Origin of the sequence: Eikenella sp. HMSC071B05 (assembly GCF_001811325.1) — a bacterium.
Classification (GTDB): Bacteria; Pseudomonadota; Gammaproteobacteria; order Burkholderiales; family Neisseriaceae; genus Eikenella; species Eikenella corrodens.
Genome location: NZ_KV804539.1, coordinates 103,365 through 121,799, shown reverse-complemented (window position 1 = coordinate 121,799; position 18,435 = coordinate 103,365). Strand labels below are relative to the sequence as shown.

Genomic DNA, 18,435 nt, shown 5'->3' with positions numbered 1-18,435 from the left:
GGGGGCGGTTTGTGGTTTTGCCGGGCATGAATCGCCGGACTATTTGGATTTATGCGAAATCATCTGACTAAAGGCTACCTGAAATTTCAGGTAGCCTTTTGGTTTGTATTTCAACGCCATGCGGCCAGGAATTCCTGCCAATGCACTTTGTCTGCTTGAGTTTTCAGGTAGCCTTTGAGCCGCCTGATTTCCATTTCGTATTCGTCGGCATCGGCGGCGCCGCTCATCAGGCGGAAGCGTTGGAACATAAGATAGGTGTTGGCGGCGTCGGTTTCGCAGTAGTTGCGGATTTCGCGCAGGCGGCCTTCGTGGAAGGCCTGCCATACCTTGCTGCCGTCCATGCCCAGCTTGCCGGGAAAGCCGCATAGCTTGGCCATGTCGTCTAAAGGCACGCTGGCGCGGGGCTGGTAGAGGGCAAGCAGATCCATCAGGTCGCAATGGCGGTTGTGGTAGCGGTTGATGTAGTTGTTCCACTTGAAGTCGCGGCTGTCGCCGAAATCGCCCTCACCGGTGTCCCAATAACGGGCGGCGGAGAGGCCGTGAATCAGGGCGCGGTAGTGCAGCACGGGAAGGTCGAAGCCGCCGCCGTTCCAGCTCACCAGCTGCGGCGTATGATTTTCGATCAGCTCGAAAAATTTGGCGATGATGGTTTCTTCGCTGTCGCCGATTTCGCCGATGGTGCCCACATGGATTTTATCGCTACCCCAGCGCATACAGCAGGAAATAGCCACCACCTGCTGCAAGTGATAGGGCATGAAATCGCTGCCGTTGTGCGTGGCGCGGCGCTGCTGCTGAGCCCAGGCCACCACGTCGGCAGCGGGCGTGTCGGCCGGCAGGCCGTGCAGCAGGCGGATGCCGTTGGCATCGGGAACGGTTTCGATATCGAAGGCGAGAATGGGGGTCATGATGGGGTGGCTTTGAGGGTAAGAACGGCATGGATTGTGGCATGAAGCTGGGGTTTCGCCAAGGCTGGCTTATAGGTTTCAGGTAGCCAGCGGCTGCTTGGCCAAATCACTGCAATAAAATTGCAGGCACGGCTTCAATTTTTAGTGAAACCTTTTATTTGTACACCCTGAATCAGCTGTGAAAAAAGAGCCGCAAATTGCTCCGCAGCTCTTGTCGATAATCACTTTAATCGCTTCAACTTCGCCAATGTATCTGCCTTCACAGAATGTGTGATTCTGCACCGCTAGATAGTTCCGTCTTTCCCATCCGATAAAATCCCTTTTGTGACCAGATATTTTGCCAGAGCGTCATCATCCAACACTTCGTCAAACTCGCTCAAATAACGGTGAGGGTTCTTGTGGTCGTATTCGGTGATGGTTGTCAGGAACTGGGAAAAATCGCGGTTTTTTTCGGCCAATTCATACATCACCGCATAATCCATTTGCTTTTTATACTGTGCGGGTGACAGGATTTCGCTTTGGCTGAGGTTGACTGAGTCCAGCAGAATGATGCCGATGCCGAAACTTTGGCTGAGTTTCTGCAAGGCTTCGCGGAACTCGCCGTCCTGCGGCACGGACAATGCCACCAAATAGCCTTCGTTCGCCCAGCTGGAATTGCTGACTGCTTGGAAAAAGTATTCTTTATAATTGCCGAAATCCAAATATTTTTTGATTTCGAACGAGAAAATCTTAATCGGCAGGCGGTCAAACTTCCGCATCCAGGCTTGCAGGCTGCCATGTTCGTAATCGGCGTATTCGAACTGCACGGCAACCATATCGGGGTAGAGCCATTTGTCCGCGCCTTTTTGGCTTTTGCCGCTTTTTTCGTGGAATATGGTGCGCGACTGTGCGGCAAAAACAGGGTGTTCTGCCAGAAACTTGCACAGCAGCGGATGCAGGTCGCGCTCGTGAAATCGGGCTCTTTTCGTTTGGATAGTGGGTGGCAGGACATCGGTGTTTTCGGGCAGCCGCAAAGCTTTCAGGCTACCTGAAAACTCCTCCTGCAGGGAGAACAGCTTGGGTCGGCTGCCCTGCGCCGTGATTTTGCCATCGGGCTTTTTCGCTTCCACATATAATGCAGCACCGACGGTTGCCCACGGCGTTTTGCCGATGGAAGCCAAACCTTGTTCTGGGTTGTAGCCGTCCAGTTCGGCGTAAAGCCGGTTTTGTTCGATAAAATCCCAAATTTCTGATGCGCCGGCGGGGTGTGCCAACTGCTGCAACGCATACAGCGCGAGTTCGTGATAGGTCATGTTTTTCCATCTTTTAAAAATATTGCCCGTTGGCTTGCAGACGGCCTGAAAAAGCAGCCTGCACTGTTTGAGTTTACCGCTTCAACTTCGCCAACGCATCCGCCATCGCCGAATTTGCAGGCTGTTTGTCGCGCTGTGGCTTGCTTGAACGGCTGTTCGTGCCGCGTTTTTCGGTTTCAGGTAGCCTTTTGCCGCGCTTCTCCGCGCTGGCCTCGTCATCCAAGCGCATGGTGAGCGCGATGCGTTTGCGTGCGGCATCGACTTCCAGCACTTTCACTTTCACCACATCGCCGGCTTTCACCACTTCGCGCGGGTCTTGGACGAACTTGTTGGACAGTGCGGAGATGTGTACCAAGCCGTCTTGATGGACGCCGATGTCCACGAACGCGCCGAAGTTGGCGACGTTGGAAACCACGCCTTCGAGTATCATGCCAACTTGCAAGTCGCTGATTTCATGGATGTCTTCGGCGAATGAGGCCGTCTGAAATTCGCCGCGCGGGTCGCGGCCGGGTTTTTCCAGCTCGGACAGGATGTCCAAAATGGTCGGCAGGCCGAAGCGTTCGTCGGTGAAGTCGGACGCTTTGATTTGTTTCACGCGTTCGCGGTTGCCGATGAGTTCGGCGGCGGTAATGCCTTGTTGCGCCAGCATTTTGGCGACGACGGGATAGGCTTCGGGGTGGACGGCGCTTGCATCCAGCGGCTCTTTGCCGCCGTTAATCCGCAAAAAGCCTGCCGCCTGTTCGAAGGTTTTTTCGCCCAAGCGCGGTACTTTCAGCAATTTTTTGCGGCTGTCGAACGCGCCGTTTTCATCGCGGTAGGCGACGATGTTTTGGGCAAGGGTTTGATTTAAACCGGAAATCCGCGCCAATAGCGGGGCGGAGGCGGTATTCACGTCCACGCCGACGGCGTTCACGCAGTCTTCGACCACCGCGTCCAGCGATTTGGCGAGCTGGCTTTGGTTCACGTCGTGCTGATACTGGCCCACGCCGATAGATTTGGGGTCGATTTTGACCAGTTCGGCAAGCGGGTCTTGCAGCCTGCGGGCTATGGACACCGCGCCGCGCAGGGAAACGTCCAAGTCGGGGAACTCGCGCGCCGCCAGTTCGGACGCGGAATAAATCGACGCGCCGGCTTCGGATACGACGATTTTGTGCAGCCCCATTTCTGGTAAACCGCGCACCAGTTCGCCCGCGAGTTTGTCGGTTTCGCGGCTGGCGGTGCCGTTGCCGATGGCGATGAGTTTCACGCCGTGTTGTTTAATCAGGCGCGCCAGCGTTGCCAACATATTGTTTTCTTGATGCAAATAGACAATGACGGTATCCAGCAGCTTGCCCGTGTCGTCCACCACGGCGCATTTCACGCCGTTGCGGTAGCCGGGGTCGAGGCCCAGCGTGGTCAGCCGTCCGGCGGGCGCGGCGAGCAGCAAGTCTTTGAGATTGCGGGCAAACACGGTAATCGCGTCGGTGTCGGCGGCTTCTTTCAGACGACCTAAGGCTTCAAGCTCCAGCGACAAAAAGATTTTCGCGCGCCAAGTCAGGCGCACGGTGTCGCGCAGCCATTTGTGGCCGTCTGAAACCTTGAAACGGCGGGCGATAATTTGCTCGTATTCGCTTTGCTGCGTAATCGGCGTGTCGTCGGGCTGGTATTTGAGCGCGATGTTCAACACGCCTTCGTTGCGGCCGCGCAAAACCGCCAGTGCGCGGTGGCTGGGCATGGTGCGGATAGGTTCGCGGTGGTCGAAATAATCGCTGAATTTTTCGCCTTCGGTTTCTTTGCCTTCAACGACTTGCGCATGGATTTCGGCTTCGTTCCACAACTTGTCGCGCAGCGTGCCGATGAGTTCCGCGTCTTCGGCAAACTGCTCCATCAGAATCGCGCGCGCGCCGTCCAGCGCGGCTTTGGTGTCGGGGACATTTTCGTTCAGGTAGCCTTGTGCGGCGGCTTCCACATCTTGCGGCTGCTCGGCAAGCAACACGTCCGCCAGCGGCTGCAAACCGTGTTCGCGCGCGATTTGCGCCTTGGTGCGGCGTTTGGGCTTGTAGGGCAGATACAGGTCTTCCAGCGCGGTTTTATTGTCGGCGGCTTCGATTTGCGCCTTGAGGTCGTCTGAAAGTTTGCCTTGCTCTTCAATGCTTTTTAAAACAACGGCTTTGCGCTCTTCCAGCTCGCGCAAGTATTGCAGCCGCTCGGCAAGCTGGCGCAACTGCGTGTCGTCCAGCCCGCCCGTGGCTTCCTTGCGGTAACGGGCGATAAACGGCACGGTCGCACCGTCGTCCAAAAGCTCGACGGCGGCGGTGATTTGCGCGGCGGTGGCGGAGAGTTCTTGAGAGAGGATTTGGGTGATGTTCATGGGGGTCCTTTGGATGGGTGCAGGCTGTTTTAGGGCTGCCTGAAATTAAGGGTTTTCTGTTTTTTCAAAATAGCCCAGATAGCCGATTGAAGGTGGCAAATCCATATTTTCCAATTCTAGAGGATTGATACTCCACAAACCCGCCAGTTGCGCGGGCGTTTCTTCATCTTGCGCGGCTATCCATTTTTCAAATACTTCGTCTTGTTCAAATTCTTCTTCGGATTCGACATATACAAGGTTTAAGGATTTTTCGGCGACGGTTTGCCCGCCAAAATTTTCCAAGATACAGCTGTCGGAAGTTTCAAAACGCCGTATCCATTTTCCATTCTCCGCTTTTGCCCATGCCAAATAATCCGTTACACGGTAAGAACCGAAATATTGAATTTCTTTGAATTGGTCTAATAACGGCTCTGTCAGCATATTGAACGGGCGCTCCGGATGGAGGTACGGCAGAGCCAAATGGCTGACAACGAACACCCAGCCGCGAATGCAGGGCGATACGAAAACGGGCTGCAGGCTGCTTTGATAGTCCGCCGCTTCCATGATTTGAAAGCTGCTTTGCCAGTTAGCCGGCTGTATATTCTGCAACGGCAGCTTTTCCAATACGGCTTCGGGCGAATCAGATTTGACCGCCAGCCAATTGGTTTTGAAACCGAATGACAGCGGCTGGTCGGGCTGTGTGTGGATTTCGGGCATCATGGTTTGGGTTGCAGCTTGGCTTTCGGTTTGGCTTGATGATGCGAAACCTAATTTGTTCAGCAATCCGGACAAAAAATTTTGCATGGTACTTTTCCCTTTCAGGCAACCTGAAACTACCGTTTCAACGCTTCTAATTCGGCAATATCTTCCGCTTCCGCCTGCCGCGCCATGTGTGCCAAACGGTTTTTCCTGAACAGCCCGTATTGTTCACCGGAAAACGCTTCCATTTGCTTGTGGCTGCGCGTGCCTTTGCCTTCCAATACAGTGAAGCCGTTGTCGGCGATGATGCTGTCTATGCGGTTTTGCCAAAACGAAAGCGTCAGGCCTTGCCGGTTTTTGGCGCGCAGTTCCGCACTTTCCAGAAAGATGACGGTCAGGCGGTTGAGCGTGTCGATTTCGTCGGTGTTCAGGTAGTTTTTGGCAATGACGATATCGGCTTTGCGCACGCGTTCGCCGCTCCAGGATGTTAGCCCCATATTGGGGGCGTTGCCGTCGGCGCGGTGGCAGACGAGTTCGGCGGCGGTTTGCTGCGTTACGGCATAAATCAGTTTGTTTTGCGCTTGGGCGAAAAACATCTGCGTGGCTTTGTCGGTGGGGTCGTAGTCGGCAGAGAGTTTGAACAGTTCGCGCACCTTTTGATAAAACCGCATTTCGCTGGCGCGGATGTCGCGGATTTTTTCCAGCAGTTCGTCAAAGTAATCCACGCGTCCGTTGGGATTTTTCAGGCGTTTGTCGTCCAGCAAGAAGCCTTTTTCCAAATAGCCCGTCAAAACCTCGTTCGCCCAACGGCGGAACTGAACGCCGCGTTTGCTACGCACTCGGAAGCCAACGGCCAAAATCATTTCCAAAGCATAATGTTTGACTTGGTATTGCTTGCCGTCTGCGGCAGTTATAAAGAAATCCTTTATAACTGAATTTCCATCTAATTCATTGTCTTCTAATATATTTTTTATGTGCAAACCGATATTTTGCACGGAGGTGTCAAAAAGTTCGGCAAGTTGGCTTTGATTGAGCCAAACGGTGTGTTCCTGCACCAGCAGATTCACTTGGGTGCGGCCGTCTTCGGTTTGGTAAATCAGGATGTCGGACATGGGTTTCCTTGGTTCGGGTGCAGGCTACCTGAAAATCGGATTATGCCATATCCACCAATCAGTTTTAGCCTTGCAGAAAGTCAGTCTCCTTACGGTAACTTTAGTTTTCAGGTAGCCTTCCTACCTAAACTCAGGCTACCTGAAAGCCGCCGTGCGCAAATTTTGCTAAAATGCCGCCAACTTTTTCTATGGAAAACCGCTATGCAACAGCAGCCAGACGACCAGCAGGAATGGGTGAGCAAAACCCGCCGCAAAAAAGAAATGCACGATTTGCAGGATTTGGGCATGCAGCTTGCCCGCCTTTCCGGCGATACCTTGAAGAAAATCGAATTGCCCGAGGAATTGCGCGAAGCCATTGCCATGTATAAGAAAATCAACAGCAACGGTGCGCTCAAGCGGCAAACGCAATACATCGGCCGCCTGATGCGCGATCTCGATCCGGAGCCGATCCGCGAGTTTCTCGACAAACTGCAGGGCAGCCACGCTGCCTACAACGCTTTCTTGCAGCGTGTGGAACAGATGCGCGAAACCCTGTTGGAAAACGACGATGCGCTCACCGACTTCCTGCGCGATTACCCCGCCGCCGAAGCCGGCCAGTTGCGCACCCTGATTCGCAACACGCGCAAGGAACGCGAACAAGCCAAGCCGCCCAAACACTTCCGCGCGCTCTACCGCTACCTGAAAGAAGCGATGGAGGCGGATAATCCCGCCGCAAATGTGTCGGAGGAGGAAGACGGGCAGGGCGTGGAGCCGGAATAAGCGGTTTGGCCCTAGCTAACAAGAAAGCCAGAAAAGGCTACCTGAAAAACGGTTTTCCAGTTTTCAGGTAGCCTTTATAGTGAATTAACAAAAATCAGGACAAGGCGACGAGCCGCAGACAGTACACACGTTACGGCAAGGCGAGGCAACGCTGTACTGGTTTTTGTTCATTCACTATATTGTGTTTGACGGTGGTGTCGGGGCGAGGTGATAGCGGATGAAAATCAAAATAGGGCAGGGCAACGCCGTATTTAATCCGCTATGCTGCGGCCAGCCGGGCTTGGTTGGGTATTGCGGTTCCATCCTTTTGATTTCGCTGTTTAGGATATGCTGAACAAGGGGAGGGCATTCATCCCGATTGTGGCTTAACCTTGCCGTTTCAGCAAACGCGTTATAATGCCGCGTTTTCCAGTTTCACCTCCGCAGCGGAGTAGCACCATGACCTTATCCAGCCAACGCCCAGCCGATTCCTCCTATGCCGACGGCCAAACGCCGCAGCGGCGCGCGTGGGCAGGCTATACCGACCGCCGCGCCATCGCCATGCTGTTGCTCGGTTTTGCGGCAGGGGTTCCGATTTTGCTGATTTTTTCCAGCCTTTCTCTATGGCTCACCGAAGCAGGCGTCGACCGCGCCACGGTGACCATGTTCAGCTGGGCGGCATTGGGCTATTCCTTCAAATTTATCTGGGCGCCGTTGATCGATGCGCTGCCGCTGCCGTGGCTCACGCGCCGTTTCGGGCAGCGGCGCGGCTGGCTGCTGCTGGCGCAGGGGCTGATTATCGCCGCGATTTTGGCGATGGCCGCGCTCAATCCGGCCAATGCGGCGGTGTTGCCGTGGATGGCGGCAGCAGCGGTGTTGCTCGGCTTTTCTTCGGCCACGCAAGACGTGGTGATTGATGCCTACCGCATCGAAAGCGCACCGGGCGATGCGGCGATGCAGTCGGTGATGTCGGCCACTTATACGGCGGGCTACCGCGTGGGCATGATTGTGGCCGGGGCGGGCGCGTTGTGGCTGGCCAGCGGCTTCGGCTCGGAAAAGGGGCATTATCTGTATGCCGCCTGGCGCAACACTTATTGGCTAATGGCGGCCACCATGGGCGCTGGTGTGCTCACCACACTGTGGGTGGCCGAGCCTGCGGTCAAGCGCGAGCGGCCGGCCGGCTTGGCGCTGGGCGACAATGCGCGGCTGGTGGGCTTGTTTGTGTGCGCGGTGGCGGCTTTTGTGCTGGTGTTCCGAGTGGTTGGCGGGTGGCTACCTGAAAACCAAGGGCCGCTGCTTTCCCTGTTGTGGGAAGGTGCGCGGCTTTCGGCGGCGCTCATGGCGGCGGTGCTGACGGGGCGGCTGTTGGTGATGTTGGGGTTGGTGCGCGGCGAAGTGGTGCGGCAAACCTGGGTGTTGCCGCTGGCCGACTTTTTCCAACGCTACGGCCGCCATGCCGCGCTGCTGTTGGCCTTAATCGGGCTATACCGTATTTCGGATATCGTGGCCGGGGTGATTGCCAATGTGTTTTATGCCGATATGGGCTTCAGCAAAGACGAGATTGCCGGGGCGGTGAAAACCTTCGGCGTGCTGATGTCGATTGCCGGCGGCTTCTTCGGCGGCCTCTTGGCGCAGCGGTTTGCCGTAATGCGCATGATGATGCTCGGCGCAGTGCTGGCTTCGGCCACCAATTTGCTGTTTATCTTGCTGTTTTGGCAGGGGCATAATCTGCCCTTCCTCTATTTGGCCGTGGCCTTCGACAATCTGGCCGGCGGGCTGGCCAGCGCCGTGTTTGTGGCCTTCCTCTCCTCGCTCACCAGCATTCGATTTACCGCCGTGCAATACGCCCTGTTCAGTTCGCTGATGACGCTACTGCCCAAAACGCTGGGCGGCTACTCCGGCAGCATCGTGAACCAAATCGGCTACGACGGCTTCTTCCTCTTCACCGCGCTCTTGGGCATACCAGTGCTCGGGCTGGTGTGGCTGGTGGGGCATAAACTGCCGCTGCAGGAGTAAGGAGTCATGCAGGCTTAATTTGCAATAAGTTGTACGCTAAATCAATCAAAGGCTACCTGAAAAATGTTTACTTCAATGAAGGCGAATATTTTTCAGGTAGCCTTTTCCCCATCCCTATTTCCCAGCCATCACCTTTTCCCTGCTCTACAAACAGCCCGATGTTTGACCTAGCACAGCACCCATTAACACAGCAGCCCGTATAGTTATCGTAAGCAGTTCATCCGCCAGCATTGATTGGCATCTTGCGGACGGCATAGCTCGTCTGAAATCCATCACTTACGGGAGCAACATCATGGCTACACAAAACCGCCTGCTTGAACAACTGCATAACGAACCCTTCGCCCTCTGCTTTTCCGGGCAGGGCTTTGATTGGATTAGCACTTTGCGCGAGGCTTTGGCCGACGGGGCGCGGGACAGGGCAAACGAAGTGGCCGCCGCTGCCGCCCGAATCTTGGTACCAGTCGCGGGGCAGATTGCGGCAGCCCGCCCGCAGGGTTTCGAGCCGATCAAATGGGCGGAAAACGGCGCGGACGGCATCGATTTGGTGCGTGCCGCCGTGAGCGCGCCCGGCATTTTTCTCTCGCAAATCGCCAATCTGCACACGCTGGAAGCGCGCGGGCTGGACAGCGGCAAGGCGGCGGGCGTGATCGGGCATTCGCAGGGCATACTCGGGCGTTATCTGATACGCGAGCCGCAGCACGCCGCCGAACTGCTGGGTTTGGCCGAATTGATTGGCGCGGCGGCCACGCTGCAAGGGCGCGCAACGGGCATGTATCTGCACGACGGCAATCATCCGATGGTGATGGTGCAGGGCGTGAGCCGCGGGCAGCTTGCCGCCGTGATTGACGAACTGTTCCCCGCAGATTCGGCCGACCGTCCGTGTATCGGCTTGCAGAACAGCGCGGACGGTTTTGTCGTCAGCGGCAAGCCCGAATCGGTGGCGCGCGTGTGCGACGTGTTGTCGGACACGGTAAAAGACGAAAACGGCCAAACGCCCGAAAACCTGCTGTGGCGGCTGGATGTGGAAGTCGGCTTCCACCACCCCGCCATGCTGCCCGCCGTAGCGCAAGTAGCCGAATGGGCGGCCGCCTGCGGTTTGGATGCGGAACAGGCGCGCAGCATCGCACACAATATCCTGATGGATCCGGTGGACTGGGTGGCCGAATGCCGCAGCATGGCCGCGCTGGGCGTGCGGCGGATTTGGGAAATCGGCCCTTCCGGCGGCGTGGCCATGCTGACGCAGGCCGTGTTGGACGGGCAAGGAATTGAAGTGCTGGATGTTTCCGGCGCGGAAGGCAAGGCGGCGTTGTTTGGCGGATAACAGCGGTTTCTGATTTTTGAAACTGCGGCTGCCGTCAAGTTAAGAAAAGGCTACCTGAAAACGAACGAAGTGAGTTTCTGTGCAGCTAAAACGAAAGAAGTGAGTTTTAACTTCGTTGAAGCTCGCGCTTTCAGGTAGCCTTTATTGATGGGAAGGCTTTATCTATATTTAAGACTGTCGAGTTTTCAGACGGCCTCTGATGCCGTCTGAAAGTGGCAGCTTCAACGGAGTTAAAAGTTGAAACGGTAAATCGTCAATTAAACATCTGCGTGCGTGCGGTACGCACGCGGTGGGTATGCAGGCTACTGTTCTCTATTAATGATAATTATGGAATATCAGCTAAGTAGTTTTTGAGATCTGAATTGATAGTTCTGCCTTTATAATAACCATCAAAATTATAGATAAAGCTACTGGGTGATGATGTTTCATCTGATTTATCCCCCCACACTTCGTAGAAATAAGAGTAATTAGTATCAAGTGATGCCACATGCCTTTCAAAATTTTTCCAATTTTCGACAATATCTAAAGTATCTTGTTCAAATGATCCTAATGATTCTTTATTTTTATATTTTATAGAAGTTATTGCTGTTACGATTGCATATTTTCCATATCTAAGTCCAAAACCATAACTACTTTCTCCTGAATCTTTAGTATATTCTTTTTCTAATTGATTTAAATATTGGAAACAAAGATATGCATAATAATATTTATAAATACAATCTTCAGAGTCTTCTAAAATTTTAGAAAAATGAGATTCTTCAAATATCTTTTTATCACTACTTCTTCTAGCCTGAGATGCTAACCCCTTACAAGCCATAGCAAGTCGCAATAATACCTCTCTATTAACAATCTGCTTTCTAGATATATATTTTTCTTTTAATCCATCAGAGTATTCACCTTTTTTTCTCTCATAATATATTCCAAAATTTTCAAAGAAATCATGTTGGATTTTAATTTGGACTGCATCATTGGATCTCCTATCTGCTTCAGATACTTGACTTTGTTGATTAGTCGCTTTGGAGATAGATTCAATCAGCTGAATCTTTTGATTTCTCTCTAAGTTATTGTCATTGAATGTTATTATTTTCAATAGGACTTCTTTATTTTCAAAGATATCTTTATTTAATTTGTTATTTAATACATCTTCGTATATTCTACTAAGAGTGAATGCTGTTTGTCCTCCATTAATTATCTGAGGATTCGTAATCCATATTTGTGCTTTGCCAATTTGCCCAATTTTTTCATTAATATTAGTTGCATCTGATAACATTGTTATACCGTTGTTATATAATGCAAATTCATTAGTTTTTCTTTGAGTTATGGTATTATAAATTTCTTTATTAACATTGTTTGTTTGCAATTCTAAATAACATCTAGGATTGTATTTTAGAATAGAATTCTTGTATTTATGTAATATCTTTGCAATTTCTTCAGTAGGGACAAATACAACGGTAATATCACAATTTTCAAATTCTGTTTGAACAGAATAATCAATTCTTGCACTCGAAGAAGACTTGGTCGATAAATTCAGAGTAATAGATAGATTTTCTTGGTTATAAAATGTACCAGTAACTACTGGAAATACTAATTCCGAATACGTTTTTTTGAAATCAAATATTTTTGTAGGCAATCCGCCCGTTAACTTTCTTAATTGGCTAGGTAAAATTTTAGAATTTATATTTGCTAAAATTATTACTTCATAAGAGTAACGGCCAATATCTTCAATATCTCTAATTTCTCGTTGCAGCTGTTTAATTTTCCCATTATATAAATTTCCTTTTTCATCTTCTTCCTCTCCATCTGTGATTCGGTCGCAATCCATACTTAATATTTCCTCTAGAGAGATGGATTTGTTTTCATAGTTTGTATTGGTTGTCCGAAATTTGGATTGTATAAAATATATTTTTTTTATATCAGTATTTATATAATATGCATCTATTCCTCCATCCTGTGAGCCATCGGTTATGAGATGCTCTCTATCTTTAAAATTTAGAATTCCAAACATTACTTTTAGGTATAGATGAATAAGTGCTCTTGATCTAGCCTGATTTTTTCCTTCAATATCATCTGGCCTTGGATAATACCTAGAGTTTTGTGGAGGTGCTTCATCACATAATTTATCTAATATATTTACCAATGTTTCATACTTGTTACTCATAATGATTCTCCTTAAGAAATTTAGTTAAATAAGGTGTTGGGAATAGGAAATTTTTATAACATTTCGTCCAGATACTTCCCAGTATAACTCCCCTTAACCTTCGCTACCTGCTCGGGGCTACCTGAAGCAATAATCCTCCCCCCACCATCGCCACCTTCCGGCCCCAAGTCCACAATCCAATCCGCGGTTTTAATCACATCCAAATTATGCTCGATAATCACAATCGAGTTGCCTTTGCCTTTCAGACGACCTATCACTTCCAGCAGCAGGGCGATGTCGGCGAAGTGTAAGCCTGTTGTCGGTTCGTCGAGAATATATAAGGTGCGGCCGGTGTCGCGTTTGGAGAGTTCTAGGGCGAGTTTGACGCGCTGGGCTTCGCCGCCGGAGAGGGTGGTGGCGGACTGGCCGAGGCGGATGTAGCCTAGGCCTACGTCCATCAGGGTTTGCAGTTTGCGCGATACGGTGGGGACGGCGTCGAAAAATTCGCGGGCTTCTTCGACGGTCATGTCGAGGACTTGGCTGATGTTTTTGCCTTTGTATTGGATTTCGAGCGTTTCGCGGTTGTAGCGTTTGCCGTGGCAGACTTCGCAGGGGACGTACACGTCGGGCAGGAAGTGCATTTCGACTTTAATCACGCCGTCGCCTTGGCAGGCTTCGCAGCGGCCGCCTTTGACGTTGAAGGAAAATCTGCCGACGCTGTAGCCGCGTTCGCGCGAGAGGGGGACGCCGGCAAAGAGTTCGCGGATGGGGGTAAACAGGCCGGTGTAGGTGGCGGGGTTGGAGCGCGGGGTGCGGCCGATGGGGGATTGGTCGACGTTGATGACTTTGTCGAGGTGTTCGAGGCCGTGGATGTCGTCGTATGGGGCGGGTTCTTCTTGGGCGCGGTTGAGTTCGCGGGCGGTGATTTTGGCGAGGGTGTCGTTAATCAGGGTGGACTTGCCGCTGCCGGATACGCCGGTGATGCAGGTAATCAAACCAAGCGGCAGCTCAAGGGTAACGTTTTTGAGGTTGTTGCCGCGCGCGCCTTTGAGGACGAGCATTCGGTCGGGATTGACGGGCGTGCGTTCAGACGGCACGGCAATGGATTTTTTGCCGCTGAGGTATTGTCCGGTAACGGATTTTTCGCATTTGGCGACGTTTTCGGGGGTGTCGGCAATCAGTACGTTGCCGCCGTGTTCGCCGGCGCCGGGGCCCATATCGACGACGAAATCGGCTTCGCGGATGGCGTCTTCGTCGTGTTCGACCACAATCACGCTGTTGCCCAAATCGCGCAGGCGTTTGAGGGTGGCGAGCAGGCGGTCGTTGTCGCGCTGGTGCAGGCCGATGGAGGGTTCGTCCAAAACGTACATCACGCCGGTCAGGCCGCTGCCGATTTGGCTGGCGAGGCGGATGCGCTGGGCTTCGCCGCCGGAAAGGGTTTCGGCGGAGCGGGAGAGATTCAGGTAATCCAGCCCGACGTTAATCAGGAAGCCGAGCCGCTCGGTGATTTCTTTGAGGATTTTTTCGGCGATTTGTTTTTTGTTGCCGTCCAAATCCAGCGTTTCGAAGAATTGGTGGGTTTTGGTCAGCGGCCAGGCGGAGACTTCGTGCAACGGCTCGCCACTGACGTAAACGTAGCGCGCTTCTTTGCGCAAACGTGCGCCGCCGCAGCTCGGGCAGGCACGGTGATTTTGGTATTCGCGCAGTTTTTCGCGCACGGTTTCGCTGTCGGTTTCGCGGTAGCGGCGTTCGAGATTGGGAATGATGCCTTCGAAGGCGTGGCTGCGGTTGAAGGTGGTGCCGCGTTCGGACAGGTAAGTGAAATCAATGACTTCTTTACCCGAGCCGTGCAACACGACTTTTTTCACTTTTTCAGGTAGCGTTTCCCAAGCAGCCTGCACATCGAAACCGTAATGCCGCGCCAGCGACTGAATCATTTGGAAATAGAACTGGTTGCGCTTGTCCCAGCCGTCAATCGCGCCCGTTGCCAGCGACAATTCGGGATGGGCGACTACTTTTTCGGGGTCGAAGAAATTGGTGTTGCCCAAGCCGTCGCAAGTGGGGCAGGAACCCATCGGGTTGTTAAACGAAAAGAGGCGCGGCTCCAGTTCGGGCAGGCTGTACGAACACACGGGGCAGGCGAAACGTGCGGAAAACCAATGTTCTTCGCCGCTGTCCATTTCCATCGCCAGCGCTCGCTCGTTGCCGTGGCGCAGCGCGGTTTCAAAACTTTCTGCCAGCCGCTGCTTGATGTCCGCCTTCACTTTCACGCGGTCGATGACCACGTCGATATTGTGCTTGATGTTTTTTTCCAGCTTCGGCACTTCGTCCAACTGATAGACCTCGCCGTCCACGCGCACGCGCGCAAAACCCTGCGCCTGCAAGTCGGCAAAGAAATCGACAAATTCGCCCTTACGCTCGCGCACCGCCGGCGCCAGAATCATCACGCGCGTGTCTTCCGGCAGCTTCAACACAGCATCGACCATCTGCGACACGGTCTGGCTGGATAGCGGCAGATTGTGTTCGGGGCAATACGGCGTGCCGACGCGGGCGTACAAAAGACGCAGGTAATCATGGATTTCCGTTACCGTGCCGACGGTGGAACGCGGGTTGTGGCTGGTGGATTTCTGCTCGATGGAAATTGCGGGCGACAGTCCTTCGATCAAATCGACGTCGGGTTTGTCCATCATCTGCAAAAACTGCCGCGCATAGGCGGACAGGCTTTCGACATAACGCCGCTGCCCTTCGGCATACAGCGTGTCAAACGCCAGCGACGATTTGCCGCTGCCCGACAGCCCCGTGACCACCACCAGCTTGTGGCGCGGAATGTCCAAATCGACGTTTTTCAAATTATGCGTGCGTGCGCCGCGGATGCGGATGGTGTCGTTGTTGCGGGTGTGGTGTGGGTGGTTGTGATTGCACATGATGAAGCCGGAAAACTCGAATAAAAAGAAACCGCGTATTGTAACACTTTCAGCCAGCTTCTTGCCCCGCGCCGCAAACCGGGAAGGCTACCTGAAAGCTGTTTCTCAAGCGCACAACTTTTCAGGTAGCCTCTATCCCAGCGCAGGCTACCTGAAAATGATTAAAGCGAATTTTGCCAAAACGAGACCTCCAAAGAAGCCTCTGTATCTACCAAGCGAAAACCCGGTTGCTGCAGGAAGGCCGGTTTCTGCCAAGCTCAAAACCCATTTCCGTTTTTCAGGTAGCCTCATCCGGCGGCAAAACCGCGTATAATCGCTTGATTTTTTACCAGCCACACAATCATGCCCACCATCCTCTACCCCAAAACCTACGACGTCATCGTCGTTGGCGGCGGCCACGCAGGCACGGAAGCCGCGCTTGCCGCCGCACGCATGGGCGCGCAGACGCTTTTGCTCACACACAACATCGAAACGCTCGGCCAAATGTCGTGCAACCCCTCCATCGGTGGTATCGGCAAAGGCCACCTCGTGCGCGAACTCGATGCATTGGGCGGCGCGATGGCGCTGGCCACCGACAAATCCGGCATCCAGTTCCGCCGCCTGAACGCCAGCAAAGGCGCGGCAGTGCGTGCCACGCGCGCGCAGGCAGACCGTATCCTGTATAAAGCCGCCATCCGTGAAATGCTGGAAAACCAAGAAAACCTCGACCTCTTCCAGCAGTCGGTTGACGACGTAACGCTCGACGGCGACCGCATCAGCGGCGTAATCACCGCGATGGGCGTGGAATTCAAAGCCCGCGCCGTCGTGCTGACCGCCGGCACGTTTTTGTCCGGCAAAATCCACATCGGTTTGGAAAACTACGAAGGCGGCCGCGCCGGCGACCCCGCCGCCAAATCGCTGGGCGGACGTTTGCGCGAATTGAACCTGCCGCAAGGTCGTCTGAAAACCGGCACACCGCCGCGCATCGACGGACGCACGATTGATTTTTCCCAGCTCACCGAACAGCCCGGCGACACGCCCGTGCCCGTCTTTTCCGTGCGCGGCAACGCCGATATGCACCCGCGCCAAGTGTCCTGCTGGATTACGCATACCAATTTGAAAACACACGAAATTATCCGTTCAGGCTTCGACCGCAGCCCCATGTTCACCGGCAAAATCGAAGGCGTCGGCCCGCGCTACTGCCCGTCTATCGAAGACAAAATCAACCGCTTCGCCGACAAAGACAGCCACCAGATTTTCCTCGAACCCGAAGGGCTGACCACCAACGAATACTACCCCAACGGCATCTCCACCAGCCTGCCGTTCGACATCCAAATCGCCCTCGTGCGCAGCATGAAAGGCCTGGAAAACGCCCACATCCTGCGCCCCGGCTACGCCATCGAATACGACTACTTCGACCCGCGCAACCTCAAAGCCAGCCTCGAAACCAAAACCATCCAAGGCCTCTTCTTCGCCGGACAAATCAACGGCACCACCGGCTACGAAGAAGCCGCCGCACAAGGCCTGCTCGCAGGCGCAAACGCCGTGCAATACGTCCGCGAACAAGACCCGCTGCTGCTGCGCCGCGAACAAGCCTACCTCGGCGTATTGGTGGACGACCTCATCACCAAAGGCGTGAACGAGCCTTACCGCATGTTCACCAGCCGCGCCGAATACCGCCTGCAACTCAGGGAAGACAACGCCGACATGCGCCTGACCGAAGACGGCCACAAAATCGGCTTGGTATCCGAAGCGCAATGGTGCATGTTCAACGAAAAACGCGAAGCCATCGAACGCGAAATCCAACGTTTGAAAACAACATGGTACACGCCGCAAAAACTCGCCGAAGACGAACAAATCCGCGTGTTTGGACAAAAACTCAGCCGCGAAGCCAACCTGCACGACCTCCTGCGCCGCCCGAACCTCGACTACGCCGCGCTGATGACGCTCGAAGGCGCAAGGTCGTCTGAAAACCTCTCCGCCGAAGTCATCGAACAAGTCGAAATCCAAGTCAAATACCAAGGCTATATCGACCGCCAAAACGAAGAAATCGACAGCCGCCGCGACATCGAAACCTTAAAGCTGCCCGACGACATCGATTACAGCAAAGTCAAAGGTTTATCCGCCGAAGTGCAGCAAAAGCTCAACCAGCACAAACCCGAAACCGTCGGACAGGCCAGCCGCATTTCCGGCGTAACCCCTGCGGCAGTGGCGTTGCTGATGGTGCATTTGAAGCGCGGGTTTAAGGGGGCGAAATAAACGACAAAGGCAGCCTGAAAAGCGTGTAAACCCTTTTCAGGCTGCCCAAACCAACCTATGATTCCCAAACCAACCTCTAAGAAAGCGAGACTCCCATGAAATCCTTTACCCTTTTTGCCCTTTGCCTAACCGCCGTATCGTTTGCCAACGCCAAACCCGCCCGCCCCTTCCCCTACCAAGTGGAAACCATAATGGGGCAAGATAACGATTACGCCATCAAAATCACCCACCGCCCCAGCGGCAAAGTGCAGATAATCAACGACCTTGCCGCCTTCAATGCAAAAGAGCTAGACCTCATCACCCTGCACGACTACAACGGCGACGGCTACCCCGACATCGCCGCCACCGATATCGGGTCATACAGTCTCAACGGTACCAATCTCTATCTCTATCAGCCCCAAACAGGGCAATTTGCCGAAGCCAACGGCATAGAAAACATGGGGCAAATAGAAGCAGACGGCAAAGGCTGCATACGCGTCAGCTACCGCATCAACAGCAGAGACTACAACGAAGACCGCTATTGCTGGGAAAAAGACCACTGGCAAACAGCCCGCAAGCGTTAAGCAACAAAAGGCAGCCTGAAAATGGAAATAACCGTTTTCAGGCTGCCTATCGCCAATCTTTTGCCAGCGCAGGCGTTTCGCCGCCTACCATGAGCAGGGGCAAGATGCTGCGCCCCATGCAGCCCCACCATTTGCATCTTAGCAAGGAATGGTTCGGCAAA

General features: G+C 53.4%; 13 protein-coding genes. 6 read left to right on the top strand and 7 right to left on the bottom strand.

Annotated features, from left to right (window positions below; translation table 11 throughout):
- Positions 1-110 precede the first annotated feature (110 nt).
- The 5 genes from HMPREF2796_RS01530 to HMPREF2796_RS01510 all read right to left on the bottom strand — a co-directional run bounded on the left by HMPREF2796_RS01530 (position 111) and on the right by HMPREF2796_RS01510 (position 6,337).
- The gene (locus HMPREF2796_RS01530; protein ID WP_070630403.1) at positions 111-905 is read right to left on the bottom strand and encodes a 3'-5' exonuclease; all 795 of its coding nucleotides are present in this window, start codon (positions 903-905) and stop codon (positions 111-113) included.
- A 284-nt stretch (positions 906-1,189) separates the two neighbouring features.
- Positions 1,190-2,197 carry a hypothetical protein gene (locus tag HMPREF2796_RS01525; RefSeq protein ID WP_070630401.1) on the bottom strand — a complete coding sequence of 336 codons (1,008 nt, stop codon included), beginning with the start codon at positions 2,195-2,197 and terminating at the stop codon, positions 1,190-1,192.
- A gap of 73 nt (positions 2,198-2,270) precedes the next feature.
- Positions 2,271-4,547: a Tex family protein gene (locus HMPREF2796_RS01520; RefSeq protein ID WP_070630400.1), complete on the bottom strand. Its 2,277-nt coding sequence runs from the start codon at positions 4,545-4,547 to the stop codon at positions 2,271-2,273.
- A 45-nt stretch (positions 4,548-4,592) separates the two neighbouring features.
- Positions 4,593-5,330 carry a hypothetical protein gene (locus HMPREF2796_RS01515; RefSeq protein WP_070630398.1) on the bottom strand — a complete coding sequence of 246 codons (738 nt, stop codon included), beginning with the start codon at positions 5,328-5,330 and terminating at the stop codon, positions 4,593-4,595.
- A 29-nt stretch (positions 5,331-5,359) separates the two neighbouring features.
- On the bottom strand, positions 5,360-6,337 hold the full coding sequence (locus tag HMPREF2796_RS01510) for a virulence RhuM family protein (protein ID WP_070630396.1): 978 nt from the start codon (positions 6,335-6,337) through the stop codon (positions 5,360-5,362).
- A 201-nt stretch (positions 6,338-6,538) separates the two neighbouring features.
- Here HMPREF2796_RS01510 and yjgA point away from each other — a divergent pair, with 201 nt between their 5' ends.
- From yjgA to HMPREF2796_RS01495, 3 genes are all read left to right on the top strand, one after another.
- Positions 6,539-7,096, top strand: a complete 558-nt coding sequence (yjgA, locus tag HMPREF2796_RS01505) for a ribosome biogenesis factor YjgA (protein ID WP_070630394.1) — start codon at positions 6,539-6,541, stop codon at positions 7,094-7,096.
- Positions 7,097-7,636: 540 nt separating this feature from the next.
- Positions 7,637-9,091 (top strand): AmpG family muropeptide MFS transporter, encoded by a 1,455-nt coding sequence (locus HMPREF2796_RS01500; RefSeq protein WP_070630665.1) that lies wholly within the window; start codon positions 7,637-7,639, stop codon positions 9,089-9,091.
- A gap of 292 nt (positions 9,092-9,383) precedes the next feature.
- On the top strand, positions 9,384-10,412 hold the full coding sequence (locus HMPREF2796_RS01495) for an ACP S-malonyltransferase (RefSeq protein WP_070630392.1): 1,029 nt from the start codon (positions 9,384-9,386) through the stop codon (positions 10,410-10,412).
- Between the two features lie 325 nt (positions 10,413-10,737).
- Here the strand turns inward: HMPREF2796_RS01495 and HMPREF2796_RS10690 are convergent, their stop codons facing one another.
- Both HMPREF2796_RS10690 and uvrA read right to left on the bottom strand, forming a co-directional pair.
- Positions 10,738-12,570 (bottom strand): AIPR family protein, encoded by a 1,833-nt coding sequence (locus tag HMPREF2796_RS10690; RefSeq protein WP_083308612.1) that lies wholly within the window; start codon positions 12,568-12,570, stop codon positions 10,738-10,740.
- Positions 12,571-12,623: 53 nt separating this feature from the next.
- Entirely contained in the window at positions 12,624-15,473 is a 2,850-nt protein-coding gene (gene uvrA / locus HMPREF2796_RS01490; protein WP_070630391.1) for an excinuclease ABC subunit UvrA, read from the bottom strand.
- 61 nt (positions 15,474-15,534) lie between these two features.
- On the opposite strand from uvrA, the gene HMPREF2796_RS11000 reads away from it, so the two are divergent.
- The 3 genes from HMPREF2796_RS11000 to HMPREF2796_RS01480 all read left to right on the top strand — a co-directional run bounded on the left by HMPREF2796_RS11000 (position 15,535) and on the right by HMPREF2796_RS01480 (position 18,274).
- Positions 15,535-15,786, top strand: a complete 252-nt coding sequence (locus tag HMPREF2796_RS11000) for a hypothetical protein (protein WP_141749127.1) — start codon at positions 15,535-15,537, stop codon at positions 15,784-15,786.
- Positions 15,787-15,815: 29 nt separating this feature from the next.
- Positions 15,816-17,711 (top strand): tRNA uridine-5-carboxymethylaminomethyl(34) synthesis enzyme MnmG, encoded by a 1,896-nt coding sequence (gene mnmG, locus HMPREF2796_RS01485; RefSeq protein WP_070630389.1) that lies wholly within the window; start codon positions 15,816-15,818, stop codon positions 17,709-17,711.
- 95 nt (positions 17,712-17,806) lie between these two features.
- Positions 17,807-18,274: an XAC2610-related protein gene (locus HMPREF2796_RS01480; RefSeq protein WP_070630387.1), complete on the top strand. Its 468-nt coding sequence runs from the start codon at positions 17,807-17,809 to the stop codon at positions 18,272-18,274.
- The last annotated feature ends 161 nt before the right edge of the window (positions 18,275-18,435 follow it).

Excerpts from the sequence above, each read along its gene's own strand:
- HMPREF2796_RS01530 (WP_070630403.1), bottom strand. The coding sequence starts at position 905 with ATGACCCCCATTCTCGCCTTCGATATCGAAACCGTTCCCGATGCCAAC.
- HMPREF2796_RS01525 (WP_070630401.1), bottom strand. The coding sequence starts at position 2,197 with ATGACCTATCACGAACTCGCGCTGTATGCGTTGCAGCAGTTGGCACAC.
- HMPREF2796_RS01520 (WP_070630400.1), bottom strand. The coding sequence starts at position 4,547 with ATGAACATCACCCAAATCCTCTCTCAAGAACTCTCCGCCACCGCCGCG.
- HMPREF2796_RS01515 (WP_070630398.1), bottom strand. The coding sequence starts at position 5,330 with ATGCAAAATTTTTTGTCCGGATTGCTGAACAAATTAGGTTTCGCATCA.
- HMPREF2796_RS01510 (WP_070630396.1), bottom strand. The coding sequence starts at position 6,337 with ATGTCCGACATCCTGATTTACCAAACCGAAGACGGCCGCACCCAAGTG.
- yjgA (WP_070630394.1), top strand. The coding sequence starts at position 6,539 with ATGCAACAGCAGCCAGACGACCAGCAGGAATGGGTGAGCAAAACCCGC.
- HMPREF2796_RS01500 (WP_070630665.1), top strand. The coding sequence starts at position 7,637 with ATGCTGTTGCTCGGTTTTGCGGCAGGGGTTCCGATTTTGCTGATTTTT.
- HMPREF2796_RS01495 (WP_070630392.1), top strand. The coding sequence starts at position 9,384 with ATGGCTACACAAAACCGCCTGCTTGAACAACTGCATAACGAACCCTTC.
- HMPREF2796_RS10690 (WP_083308612.1), bottom strand. The coding sequence starts at position 12,570 with ATGAGTAACAAGTATGAAACATTGGTAAATATATTAGATAAATTATGT.
- uvrA (WP_070630391.1), bottom strand. The coding sequence starts at position 15,473 with ATGTGCAATCACAACCACCCACACCACACCCGCAACAACGACACCATC.
- mnmG (WP_070630389.1), top strand. The coding sequence starts at position 15,816 with ATGCCCACCATCCTCTACCCCAAAACCTACGACGTCATCGTCGTTGGC.
- HMPREF2796_RS01480 (WP_070630387.1), top strand. The coding sequence starts at position 17,807 with ATGAAATCCTTTACCCTTTTTGCCCTTTGCCTAACCGCCGTATCGTTT.